At 74.3% G+C, this 11,851-nt stretch carries 10 protein-coding genes and 1 pseudogene; 4 read left to right on the top strand and 7 right to left on the bottom strand.

From position 1 onward, the window contains the following. Together GTW08_RS25785 and GTW08_RS25780 are read left to right on the top strand one after the other, a co-directional pair. A pseudogene (locus GTW08_RS25785) lies at nt 1–198 on the top strand (TetR family transcriptional regulator); the annotation flags it as partial. Then, nucleotides 195–1,622 (top strand): DHA2 family efflux MFS transporter permease subunit, encoded by a 1,428-nt coding sequence (locus GTW08_RS25780; protein WP_073577230.1) that lies wholly within the window; start codon nt 195–197, stop codon nt 1,620–1,622. The pseudogene GTW08_RS25785 and the gene GTW08_RS25780, both read left to right, overlap by 4 nt. On the opposite strand, the gene GTW08_RS25775 is transcribed toward GTW08_RS25780, so the two are convergent. The 7 genes from GTW08_RS25775 to GTW08_RS25745 all read right to left on the bottom strand — a co-directional run bounded on the left by GTW08_RS25775 (nt 1,615) and on the right by GTW08_RS25745 (nt 9,362). After that, nucleotides 1,615–2,199 carry a L,D-transpeptidase gene (locus GTW08_RS25775; RefSeq protein WP_301548948.1) on the bottom strand — a complete coding sequence of 195 codons (585 nt, stop codon included), beginning with the start codon at nt 2,197–2,199 and terminating at the stop codon, nt 1,615–1,617. The genes GTW08_RS25780 and GTW08_RS25775 overlap by 8 nt on opposite strands. 113 nt (nt 2,200–2,312) lie before the next feature. Further along, nucleotides 2,313–2,705, bottom strand: coding sequence for an MOSC domain-containing protein (locus GTW08_RS25770; protein WP_202417693.1), 393 nt, complete (start codon nt 2,703–2,705; stop codon nt 2,313–2,315). Between the two features lie 41 nt (nt 2,706–2,746). Beyond that, entirely contained in the window at nt 2,747–4,567 is a 1,821-nt protein-coding gene (gene glmS / locus GTW08_RS25765) for a glutamine--fructose-6-phosphate transaminase (isomerizing) (RefSeq protein WP_073577228.1), read from the bottom strand. Nucleotides 4,568–4,588: 21 nt separating this feature from the next. Then, on the bottom strand, nt 4,589–4,846 hold the full coding sequence (locus GTW08_RS25760; RefSeq protein ID WP_083658930.1) for a hypothetical protein: 258 nt from the start codon (nt 4,844–4,846) through the stop codon (nt 4,589–4,591). A 62-nt stretch (nt 4,847–4,908) separates the two neighbouring features. Beyond that, nucleotides 4,909–6,795, bottom strand: coding sequence for a maleylacetate reductase and hydroxyquinol 1,2-dioxygenase domain-containing protein (locus GTW08_RS25755; RefSeq protein WP_073577227.1), 1,887 nt, complete (start codon nt 6,793–6,795; stop codon nt 4,909–4,911). Continuing rightward, nucleotides 6,792–8,555 (bottom strand): FAD-dependent oxidoreductase, encoded by a 1,764-nt coding sequence (locus tag GTW08_RS25750; RefSeq protein WP_073577226.1) that lies wholly within the window; start codon nt 8,553–8,555, stop codon nt 6,792–6,794. The genes GTW08_RS25755 and GTW08_RS25750 overlap by 4 nt, the downstream gene beginning before the upstream one ends. 21 nt (nt 8,556–8,576) lie before the next feature. Continuing rightward, nucleotides 8,577–9,362, bottom strand: coding sequence for a MerR family transcriptional regulator (locus tag GTW08_RS25745; RefSeq protein ID WP_073577225.1), 786 nt, complete (start codon nt 9,360–9,362; stop codon nt 8,577–8,579). 174 nt (nt 9,363–9,536) lie between these two features. On the opposite strand from GTW08_RS25745, the gene GTW08_RS25740 reads away from it, so the two are divergent. Continuing rightward, nucleotides 9,537–10,661, top strand: a complete 1,125-nt coding sequence (locus GTW08_RS25740; RefSeq protein ID WP_073577224.1) for a ferredoxin reductase — start codon at nt 9,537–9,539, stop codon at nt 10,659–10,661. A 39-nt stretch (nt 10,662–10,700) separates the two neighbouring features. Beyond that, nucleotides 10,701–11,849, top strand: coding sequence for a fatty acid desaturase family protein (locus GTW08_RS25735; protein WP_073577223.1), 1,149 nt, complete (start codon nt 10,701–10,703; stop codon nt 11,847–11,849). The last annotated feature ends 2 nt before the right edge of the window (nt 11,850–11,851 follow it).

Raw genomic sequence — 11,851 nt, 5'->3', positions numbered from 1 at the left:
GCCCGCGCCGGCCGCGAGCCCGGCGACCTGGACGTCCGGGTGCACGCCGCCGCCGTCGCCGCCGCCCTGCGGATCAGCGGCGAGGACCTCGCCGTCGAGCTCGCCGCGGGCGTCCGGTGCACCGACCCCGTCGACCGACTCGGCCGCGCCCTGCGCGCGGCCACCACGACCCTTCCCCGGGCAGGAGATCCCGCGTGACCACCACCCCGTCCCGTACCGAACCGGTAGCGGCCGACCGGACCGGAGCGTTGATCGCCGTCCTCGTCGGCGCCGCGTTCGTGATGATCCTCAACGAGACCGTGCTGAGCGTCGCGCTGCGTGACCTGAGCGTCGACCTCGGTGTTCCCGCCACCACCACCCAGTGGCTGACCAGCGGCTTCCTGCTGACGATGGCCGTGGTCATCCCCACCACCGGCTACCTGCTCGACCGCTTCACCCCGCGGCAGGTCTTCCTCACCTCGCTCGGGTTGTTCACCGCGGGGACCGCGATCGCCGGGTTCGCGCCCGGGTTCGCGGTGCTGCTCGTCGGCCGCATCGTGCAGGCCGGCGGCACGGCGATGATGATCCCGCTGCTGATGACCACGATCCTGCGTCTGGTGCCGGCCGAGCGGCGTGGCGCGACGATGGGCACGATCACGATCGTCATCGCGGTCGCGCCCGCGGTCGGCCCGACGATCGGCGGCGCGATCCTGTCCGGTCTGGGCTGGCGCTGGATGTTCTGGCTGGTCCTGCCGCTGGCCGCGCTCGCCATGGCGGCCGGCGCCCGGTGGCTGCGCATCGACGGCGGCGGCCGCCCGGTCCCGCTCGACGTGGTGTCGGTGCTGCTGTCCGCCGTCGGGTTCGGCGGCCTGGTCTACGGGCTGTCCTCGCTGGGCGGCCACGGCGGCGGGGGGCTCCCGCCGTGGGTGCCGGTCGTCGTCGGGCTGGTCGCGCTGGCGGTGTTCGTGCTGCGCCAGCTGCGGCTGATGCGCTCCGACCGCGCGTTGCTGGACCTGCGCCCGTTCCGGCGCCGACAGTTCGTCGTGGCGCTGGTGCTCACCGCGCTGGTGCTGCTGTCGCTGATCGGCGTCGCCGCGGTGCTGCTGCCGCTCTACCTGCAGACCGTGCTCGGGACGAGCACGCTGGTCTCCGGGCTCGTGGTGCTGCCCGGTGGGCTGCTGCTCGGACTGCTCGGCCGCCCGGTCGGCGCGCTGTTCGACCGCGTCGGCGCCCGCCCGCTGGTGATCCCCGGCGCGGTGCTGATGGCGACCGGTCTGCTGCTGTTCTCCACCCTCGGCCCGGGCACCCCGCTCGGCGTGGTCGTCGGCTTCCACCTGGTCCTGATGGGCGGGCTCGCGCTGATGATGACGCCGCTGATGACCGAGGCGCTCGGCTCGTTGCCCGACGAGCTGTACTCCCACGGCAGCGCGATCCTGTCCACGCTGCAGCAGGTCGCGGGCGCGCTGGGGACGGCGCTGTTCGTCACCGTCGCCGCGCTGGGCTCGGCGAGCGCCGCCGGGGCCTCCCCGGACGCCGACGGGCTGCACGCCGCGTTCGCCGTCGCCGGCGGGGTCGGGGTGCTGGCCGTCCTGCTGTCGCTGCTCGTCCGCCGCCGCACCGTGGCGGAGGCCCCGGTCAGCTGAGGGCGGCGCGGTGCTCGCGCTCGGTGGCGGCGCTGAGCACCTGCACCTTGTCCCCGACCCGGAGCCCGGCGAAGAACTCCTCCGCCGGCTCCGGGTCGAGTTTCACACACCCTGCCGACGCCCGGTCCCGGTCGCCGCCGTGGAACGCGACCCCGCCGTCGGCGAAGAACACCGACCACGGCATCGGGGCGGGCTCCCCGTCGGGTGTCTCGAACTCGCCGCTGCGGTGGTCGGCGGCCTTGCGGTACACCCGGAACGAGTGCCCGACCGGCGTCTCCTGGCCCGCCCCGCCGGAGGCGACCGGGACCGGGCCGTAGGACACGGCGCCGTCGGTGACCAGCCAGGCACGCTGTGAATCCAGGTCGACACACGCCCGCGCCGACACCGAGCACGGCGTGCCCGGCACCTGCGCCTCGGCGTGCGCCTGCCGCGCGACCTGGCTGTTCTCACCCTCGGTGGCACCCGAGGAGGTCTCCGAGGCGGCGGTCGCGCCGGCGACCCCGGCGCCCGCGACCCCGGCCAGGACGACCAGTCCCGCCACCATGCCCGCCGCCCGCCGGCTGATCGGATCCGTCACCGGCGCTCCCCGCTCGTCGAAGTCCGTCACCTCTCCAACGCACGGACGGGGATCCCGTGACGGTCGGCAGGCATTCTGCGTCACCGATGGGTGACCGTCGGTGACCGGACGGGTCACGTCCCGGCGGGCATGTGCACCGGGTCGCCGACGGCGATCGCGCCGGAGGTCAGCACCCGGCAGACCGCGCCGCCGCGGTCGTGCAGCGCGCGGCGCGCCCCCGGCCCGACGGCGGTCTCCATGACCCGGCACGGTGCGGCCCTCCGCACCACCTCCAGCTCGACGTCGCCGAGCCGCAGCAGGGTGCCGGGCGTCGTCGGGACGGTGCCGTGGTCGACGGTGACGGTGCGCCGGGTGCCGCCCGAGGGCACCGGGGCGCCGAGCGCGTCGGCGGCGGCGTCGAGCTCGTCGCGGCTCTGCACCGAGACGTGCCGGTGCCGGGTGCCGAAGTACCGGTCGCCGACGACACCGCTGCCCGCGACCACCTCGACCCGCTCGACGTCGTGCATCGGCGCACCCCGCTCCGCGGCCACGTGCAGCCCGAGGACCCTCACTCCACCGTCACCGACTTCGCGAGGTTCCGCGGCCGGTCCACGTCGCGTCCGAGCGCGACGGCGGCGTGCCGGGCCAGCAGCTGCAGGGGGATCCCGAGCAGGATCGGCGCCAGCTCCGGCTCGGTGCGCGGCACCCGCAGCACGGCGTCGGCGAGCCCGGCGGGCAGCTCGGCGTCGGTCACCGCGATCACCGGCCCGCCCCGGGCCCGGATCTGCTCGATCGTGCCGACGTTCTTCGCGAGCAGCTCGTCGTCGGGCACCACGACGACGCTGGGCATGTCCGGGGTGACCAGTGCCAGCGGGCCGTGCTTGAGCTCGGAGGCGGGGTAGGCCTCGGCGTGGCAGTAGGAGATCTCCTTGAGCTTCTGCGCGCCCTCCCGCGCGACCGGGCTGCACCGGGTGCGCCCGACGAAGAACATCGACGACGCGTGCGCCCAGCGCTGCGCGACCGCGGCGACCGTGCCGTGGGCGGCGTCCTCGGCGAGCACGGCCTCGACGTGGCGGGGCAGCGCCGCCAGGCCGTCGAGGAGCCGCCTGCCGTCGGCCACCGAGAGGTCGCGCACCCGGCCCAGCAGCACCGCGAGCATCGCGAACGACACGCTCATCGTGGTGACGGCCTTGGTCGAGGCGACCGACACCTCCGGCCCGGAGTGCAGGAACACTCCCGCGCCGCACTCGCGGGAGATCGCCGAGCCGATCACGTTCACCGCGCCGATCACCCGGCCGCCCTTGCGGCGCAGCTCCTGCACCGCGGCGAGGGTGTCGGCGGTCTCGCCGGACTGGCTGACCGCGACGTAGAGGCAGTCCGGGTCGACGACCGGGTTGCGGTGGCGGAACTCGCCGGCCGGTTCGGCCGCCGCCGGGATCCGGGCCAGCTGCTCGACCAGCCCGGCGCCGATCTCCCCCGCGTAGTACGCCGACCCGCAGCCCAGGAACAGCACCCGGCGCACCCCGCGCAGCTCGCGCGGGTCCATCCCGAGCCCGCCCAGGCGGGCGGTGGCGAACCGGGTGTCGAGCCGCCCGGCCAGAGCGCGACGCAGCGCGTCGGGCTGCTCGGCGATCTCCTTGGCCAGGAAGTCGGGGTGCCCGCCGAGCGCGTAGTCCTCGGAGCCGGTGTCGACGGTGGTCGGGCTGATCCGGGTGGAGCCCTCGACGCCGTCGGCGCGCACGGTGACGATCTCGCCGTCGTCGAGGAAGACGACCTTCTGGGTGTGCCGCACCACCGCGGCCAGGTCCGAGGCGACGACCATCTCGCCGTCGCCGATGCCGAGCACGATCGGGCTGCCGTTGCGCGCGACGACGATCTCGTCGGGGGTGCGGGCGTCGAGCACCGCGAGGCCGTAGGTGCCCTCGACGCCGGCGAGCGCCGTGCGGACCGCGTCGGCGAGGGTCGCGGCCCCGCCGTCGAGGGCCTCGGCGACCAGGTGCGCGAGCGCCTCGGAGTCGGTGTCGCTGCGCAGCACGACCCCGCGGGCGGTGAGCGCGGCACGCAGCGCCTCGGCGTTCTCGACGATGCCGTTGTGCACGATCGCGACCCGTCCGGACGCGTCGGTGTGCGGGTGCGCGTTGGCCTCGCTCGGCTCGCCGTGGGTGGCCCACCGGGTGTGTGCGACGCCCGACCGGCCCGGTGGAGGGGCGTCACCCAGCAGCGTGCGCAGGTCCTCCACCCGCCCGGCGGTGCGCCGCACCGTCACCTTCCGGCGGTGCGCCACGGCCAGGCCCGCCGAGTCGTAGCCCCGGTACTCCAGCCGGGACAGCCCGTCGAGCAGCACGCCCGCCGCCTCCCGCGGCCCCACATAACCCACGATCCCGCACATGCACGTTCCCCCGTCGTCCGCTCAGCCGTAGACGATCCGGCGCAGCCGCCGCTGGGAGACGTCACCGGGGCCGACCACCCGCGCGGCGAGCTCGGCCGCGATCCGCGGCCAGATCTCGTCGTTGCGCCGGTCGCGGGCCTGCAGCTCGCGGTGCCGGCGGCGGACGAACTCCTCGGTGGTCTCGCCGAAGTAGGCGACGACGTCGGCGACCACGCGGGCCGCCACCGGCTCGGCGAGCCCGGTGGTGGCGGCCACGTGCCGCACGAGATCCGGATCCACGCCGCCGATCCTGATCCGCCGCGGGGCGAAAGACCAGGAATCTGCCCGGAATCGGGCAGGAATCAGCGGTCGCGGGCGATCCGGAAGGTGAACTCCAGCAGCCGCCACTCCCCGTCGGGCTCGACGCCGTCGGGCATCGGGCCGCTGCGCGGGGCGAAGTCCACGACCAGGTCCTCCTTCACACCGAACACCGTGTCCGAGTCGAGGTGCTCCCCACCGGCGACGAACAGCTGCGTGATCAGCTGCCGGTGCCCCGGCGCCTGGATGAGGAAGTGCAGGTGCGGCGCCCGGAAGGGGTGCCGTCCGGTGGCGTGCAGCATCTCCCCGACCGGTCCGTCGGCCGGGATCGGGTAGGCGGCGGGCAGGATCGAGCGGAACCGCAGCCGGCCGGCGTCGTCGGTACGGAACCGGCCGCGCAGGACGGGGCCCTCGGTCTCGGGCAGCTGCAGGTCGTAGAAGCCGTCCTCGTCGGACTGCCAGATGTCGACGACCGCCCCGGCGACCGGCTCGTCACCGGTGTCGGTGACGACCACGTCCACCCACAGCGGGGTGCCCTTCTTCCCCGCGGAGACGTCGGTCCCCTGGTCCAGCTCCGGCGGGCCGTCGGTGTAGAACGGCCCGAGCACGGCCGAGGACGTGGTGTCCGGGGTGCGGGAGTTGGTCAGCACGTCCACCACACTGGACAGCCCGAGGGTGTCCGAGAGCAGCACGAACTCCTGGCGCCGCTCGTCGGTGAGGTGCCCGGTCCGGGCGAGGAAGTCGATCGCGGCCTGCCACTCGTCCTGGGTCAGGTCGTGCTCGCGCGCGTAGCCGTGCAGGGTGGCCGCGAGCGCGGCCAGCAGGGTGCGGAGCCGCTCGTCGGACCCGCCGAACGACGCGGTGACCTGCGCGGTCAGCGTGTCCAGGGTGGCGCGCACCGGGTCGCCCGGCCGCTCCCCGGCCCAGGCCCGCCCGAGCAGGGCGCGCACACCGTCGCGGGTGACCGGCACCGGGTTCGGGTACGGCCGGGCGACGGCCTGCTCGGCGAGCCGGTCCAGGTCGGCCTCGTCGACGCCCAGCCCGGCCAGTGACGTCGGCCCGCCCGCGGCGACGAGCAGGTCGAACACCGTCCCGGCCGGGTCCGGTCCGAGCGCCTCGGCGATCCGCGGTGCGGCCGCGGCGTTGTGGGCGATCACGTGCGGCAGCAGTACCGCGTGGGTCGGGGCGTGCGGCAGGTCCAGGGAGCCGCCGACGGTGTGGGCGAGCTTGTGCTGCAGCGCCATCCCCGCCCGGTCCAGGCAGGTCCCGGCCAGCCACGCCCCGCGGAGCAGCGCGTCGGGTTCGCCGTCGCGCAGCCCCGCGGTGAGCAGCCGCACCGACTCCAGCGCGGCGGCCTCGGTCAGCGGGTCGCGGTCGGTGCTCCACAGCGCCTCGACGGCGTGTGCCAGCGCGTTCACCGCGCTCGGCACCCCCACCTGCGACGGCAGGTCGGCGACGAGCGTCGTGTCGTAGACGACGGTCTCCGGCCGGATCGCCGGGTCGGTCCGGGTGGTCTTCACCCCCGGCGTGTCCACCCCCAGCTCGCCGAGCACCGCGGTGCACTCCGAGCCCGAGTACGTCGTGGGGACGACGACCTGGTCCGCACCGGTCCGCACCGCGAGCGCCTTGGACAGCCCGATCTGCGAGCCGCCCCCGATCGCGACGACGCAGTCCGCCCCGGCCGCGGTGAACGCCGCCAGCGCCTCGTCGGTCACCGTCACCGGGGTGTGCACGGCGGCCCGGTCGAACCGCCCGGCGAGCAACGACCCGAGCGCGGCCCGCGCCCGGTCCGCCGCGCCCGCGGGGTGGCGGCCGCCGACGAGGAACACCCGCGACCGGCCGAGCCGCGTCACCTCCGCGGCGAGGTCGTCGATCGTGCCGGGGCCGAACACCACCCGCGCGGGGGAGGGGTCGTGGACGAAGCCGGTCATGCGGTCACCTCCGGGGTCCGGTCCAGGATGTTCCCCAGCACCTCGCGCAGCGCGGCCGCCGGGTCGGCGACGAGCGCGTCGCTGCGCCAGGCGACGTGGGCGTCCGGGCGGACGAGGACGCAGCCGTCCTCGCCGACCTCGCGCAGCCGGGCCCAGTCGTCGTAGAGGTCGGTGTGCTCGCGGCCGGGGCCGACCACGTGCGCGGCCAGGTCGATCCCGAGCTCGGCGGCGACGGTCTCCGCGGCCGTGGCCCAGGCGCCGCCCGCGATGCCGGTGAGCAGGGCGAACCGGCCCTTGCCGGTGATGTCGTGGGTGGAGACCCGGTGCCCGTCGCGGCCCAGCCAGCAGTGCGGCAGCCGGTGCCCGGGCCGGGTGGTCGGCCGGTAGAACAGCTCCGGGTCGCGCTCGGGCGGCGGCTCGGGCGTGCCGTCGGCGACGACGCCGGGGCCGGTGTAGGCCTGGCCCATCTCGACGCCGTGCGCGTTGAACTCGTAGTCCTTGGCCTCCAGCGCCGCCCGCAGCTCGCCGCGCCGCCGGGCCCCGGTGGGGGAGTCGTCGGCGCGGGCCGCCATCGAGGCGCGCATGGCCTCGGGATCGGCGCCCGGGGTGAGCCCGAGCGCGGTGAAGATCGGGCCGAACTCCTCCACCGAGCGGTTGGCGCGACGCACGATCTGCTCGCCGACGGGGGCGCGCTCGGCGTCGTAGGAGTCCAGCAGCCCCGGCCCGGCGGTGCCGCGCAGCACCATCGCGAGCTTCCAGCACAGGTTGTAGGAGTCCTGGATCGAGGTGTTGGAGCCCAGCCCGTTCGACGGCGGGTGGCGGTGCACGGCGTCACCGGCGCAGAACACCCGGCCCGACCGGTAGCGGGTGGCCCACTGCTCGTTGACCGTCCACACCGAGGTCGAACGGATCGTCACCGGCACGGAGTCGTCACCGATCAGGTCGTGGACGATCGCCGTCGCCGCGGCGTCGTCGAGCTCCGGCGGGGGACCGGCGAGGTCGTAGCCCCAGATCGCCATCCAGCGGGTCCACGGCCGCACCATGCGCAGCACGCCCATCCCGATGCCGCCGACGTCGGCACCGGGCTGCAACACCCAGTACAGGACACTCGGCCGGTGCTCGACCAGCGCGGTGAGGTCGGCGTCGAAGACGATGTTCATGCTGCCCGCGAGCTCGCCGCGGCCGTCGAAGGGCAGGCCCGCGTCCCGGGCGACGGCGCTGCGCCCGCCGTCGGCGCCGATCACGTAGCGGGCCCGGATCGTCAGCTCCGCCCCGGTGAGCCGGTCGCGCGCGGTGACGGTGACGCCGTCGTCGTCCTGGACGTGGTGGCTGTACTCGGTGTCGAAGCGGACCCGGCTGCCGCGCTCGGCGGCCCGGCCCACCAGGATCGGCTCGAGGATGTTCTGGGGCAGGTCGCAGTGCGACGACGGGCTGGCCAGGGTGTAGTCGGCGCGCCGCGCGGGGTGGGTGCCCCAGGTCCGGACCCGGCCGAGTTCGTCGCCGGCGAGCGCGGTGCAGAACACCGTCTCGCCCATGAGGTGCGACGGCGTCCCCTCGGCGACGACGTCGGCCTCCACCCCCTGGTCGCGCAGGATCTCGACGGTGCGCTGGTTGGTGATGTGCGCCCGCGGGGTGTCGGCGGTCCACCGGTACTTGGTGATCACGAGGTGGTCCACGCCGAGACCGGCGAGGAACAGGGCGGCCGAGGAGCCCGCGGGCCCGCTGCCGATCACGAGGACGTCCGTCGTCACGGTGCTCACCGGCGCATCATCGTTGAAGAGTCAACGATCGTCCAGGTCCGTCGTCCGGATCCCCATCGCGCGTCCGGCCTCGGGGGAGATGTCGTCGGAGATCCGGGTGATGAAGGCGTCCATCGCGTCCTGCATGCGCGAGCGGAACGACGACAGCAGCGCCAGCGTCGCGACCGGCTGCAGCTGCTCGACGGTCTGCTGGATCCGGGGCGCGTCGCCGGCGGGCAGCCCGGCCTCGACGTGGTCGTCCCACACCTGCCGGGCGAACAGCTCGACGAACATCTCGGCGACGGCGCCGGTGTGGTCGTCGAGGCGCCGGCGCAGCCCCACCAGCGCGGCGGGCGGGATGCCCAGCCGTACGGCCTCCGCGGCGGCCCGGGCGAGGTCGGGCCGCAGGATGCGCAGCCGTCCGTGCGCCGCGGTCTCGACGACACCCGTCGCGCACAGGTGCCGGACCAGCTCGTCGGCCGACACCGCGTCCGGGTCGAGCCCGAGGTGGGTGGGCAGCTCCGTCCCGTCGACCTCGACGGGCTCCTCCGGCTGCCACGGGGCGAGCATCCCGCGGTAGAGCCGCAGCGCCTCCTCGGCGGTCCGTTCGGGGTCCTGGGTGACGAGCACCTCGATCGCCCCGAGGGAGAAGCCGCGCCGGCGCAGCCCGTTGACCAGGTCCAGCCGGGCGAGGTGGGTGTCGGTGTAGCGGGCGGCCCGGCCGGCCCGCTCGCCCGGCGGGAGCAACCCGCGCGTGATGTAGGACCGCACCGTCCGCACGGTCATCCCCGCCCGGCGGGCCAGCTCCTCGATCGGGAAGTCCGCCACCCGGACGATCCTAGACAGTCGATCTCGACATCGTTGACGGAGAAACCGATGTAACGTTCCCGCAGGTCGGAGGCCGACGACGTCGTCACTGGTGACGGGGGTGTCGCCGTCCCAACTTGCCGTCGCCACCGAGATCGGGTCCGATGGTCCCCGACCGCGACGACGAGGTGGGTCATGACCGACGCCGTACTGCCGAGGGGGCTGCGCCGCGTACGCAAGGCGGCCGCCCGTTTCACCACGCCACTACTGCCCGACGACTACCTGCTGCTGCTCAACCCGCTGTGGTCGGTGCGGGAGCTGCGCGGGCGGGTGGTGAAGGTCGTGCCCGAGACGGCCGACGCCGTGACACTGGTCATCCGGCCCGGCCTGGGGTGGTCGTTCGACCACCGCCCCGGCCAGTACGTCGGGATCGGCGTCGAGGTGGAGGGCTGTTTCCACTGGCGCTCCTACTCGCTGACCTCCGAGCCGCGCCGCGACCGCAGGCACATCTCGATCACCGTGAAGGCGATGCCGGAGGGCTTCCTGTCCCGCCATCTCGTCGACGGCGTCGGGCCCGGCACGGTGGTGCGCCTGGCGCTGCCGCAGGGCGAGTTCGTGCTGCCCGACCCGCCACCGGAGCGGCTGCTGTTCCTCACCGCGGGCAGCGGCATCACCCCGATCATGGCGATGCTGCGGACCCTGGACCGTCGCGACACCGTCACCGACGTGGTGCTCGTGCACTCGGCCCCGCGCGACGGCGACGTCATCTTCGCCGACGAGCTCGACGCCCTGTCCGCGCGGCACCCGTCGCTGCGGGTGCAGCTGCACCTCACCGGTGAGCACGGCCGGCTCACCCCCGACGGGCTGGCGGAGTACTGCCCGGACTGGCGCGAGCGCAGCACCTGGGCGTGCGGCCCGGAGGCGATGCTCGACGAGGCCGAGGACCTGTGGGAGTCCGCGGGCCGCGGCGCGGCGCTGCACGTCGAGCGCTTCTCCGCGTCGTTGCGCGGGGGAGAGGCGGAGGGCGGCACGGTCACCTTCGTCCGCCGCGGCTCCGCCGCCACCTCCTCGGGCGACGGCGACACCACCGTCGACATCGACGGTGCCACCACCCTGCTCGACGCCGGGGAGCAGGCCGGCCTCGACCTGCCCTACGGCTGCCGGATGGGCATCTGTCACACCTGCACCGTCGGCCTGCGGTCGGGCTCGGTGCGCGACCTGCGCGACGGCACCGAACGCCGCGGCGACCCCGACACCCCCGCCGAGAGGATCCAGACCTGCATCACCGCCGCCGCCGGTGACTGCGTCCTGGAGATCTGACACCGAGACCCGACACCGCTCACAACCAGGAGGAACGTCGTGGCCATCTCCGACGTCAAGGAGTTCGCCCACCTCACCGAGGCCGACGTGGAGGCGATCGGGCACGAGCTCGACGCGATCCGCGCCGACGTCGAGGAGCGTCGCGGCCAGTACGACGCCGACTACATCCGCACGATGATCACCTGGCAGCGGCGGCTGAACGTCGCCGCGCGGGTCACGCTGTTCGGCAGCCGGATCCCGCCGCTCTGGCTCGCCGGCACCGCCATGCTCTCGGTCGCGAAGATCCTGGAGAACATGGAGATCGGGCACAACGTCATGCACGGCCAGTGGGACTGGATGAACGACCCGGAGATCCACTCGTCGACGTGGGAGTGGGACAACGTGTGCCCCGCCGAGCAGTGGCGGCACTCGCACAACTACCTGCACCACACGTACACGAACGTGATCGGCAAGGACAAGGACGTCGGCTACGAGATCCTCCGGGTCCGCGCCGACCAGCCCTGGCACCCCGCCTACCTGGGGCAGCCGTTCTGGAACGTCCTGCTGATGCTGCTGTTCGAGCACGGTGTGTCGCTGCACGACCTCGACGTCGACGGCCTGCTGAAGATGCAGCTGGAGGACCCCGAGGAGTTCCGCCGCAAGCTGCTCGACGTCGGCCGCAAGCACGCCCGGCAGATGCGCAAGGACTTCCTGCTGTTCCCGCTGCTCACCGGCCCCGCCGCGGTCTCGACGCTGACCGCGAACGCCACCGCGAACGTCGTCCGCAACATCTGGTCCTACGCGATCATCTTCTGCGGGCACTTCCCCGACGGCGCCGAGGTCTTCACCGAGGAGGAGCTGGAGGGGGAGACGCGCGGCGAGTGGTACCTGCGTCAGCTGCTCGGCTCGGCCAACTTCACCGGCAACCGCCTGATGCACGTCATGTCCGGCAGCCTCGGCTACCAGATCGAGCACCACCTGTTCCCCGACCTGCCGTCGAACCGGTACCCGGAGATCGCGGTGAAGGTCCGGGCGCTGTGCGAGAAGTACGACCTGCCCTACACCACGGGCCCGTTCCCGCGGCAGTTCTGGCAGGCCACGCGGTCGATCTGGCGGCTGTCGCTGCCCGCGCGCGGGATCCGCGAGTCCGAGCACCGCCGGGAGCGCCGCGGGCTGCGGCGCCGCCCGGCGGCGGCCCGGGCGGCCTGACT

The organism is Pseudonocardia sp. SID8383 (assembly GCF_009864975.1).
Taxonomy (GTDB): domain Bacteria; phylum Actinomycetota; class Actinomycetes; order Mycobacteriales; family Pseudonocardiaceae; genus Pseudonocardia; species Pseudonocardia alni.
This window is presented reverse-complemented; position numbering and strand designations above follow the sequence as displayed.

Bases quoted from the DNA above. Each gene is read 5' to 3' on its own strand.
- GTW08_RS25770 (WP_202417693.1), bottom strand. From the start codon at position 2,705: ATGCACGACGTCGAGCGGGTCGAGGTGGTCGCGGGCAGCGGTGTCGTC.
- glmS (WP_073577228.1), bottom strand. From the start codon at position 4,567: ATGTGCGGGATCGTGGGTTATGTGGGGCCGCGGGAGGCGGCGGGCGTG.
- GTW08_RS25755 (WP_073577227.1), bottom strand. From the start codon at position 6,795: ATGACCGGCTTCGTCCACGACCCCTCCCCCGCGCGGGTGGTGTTCGGC.
- GTW08_RS25740 (WP_073577224.1), top strand. From the start codon at position 9,537: ATGACCGACGCCGTACTGCCGAGGGGGCTGCGCCGCGTACGCAAGGCG.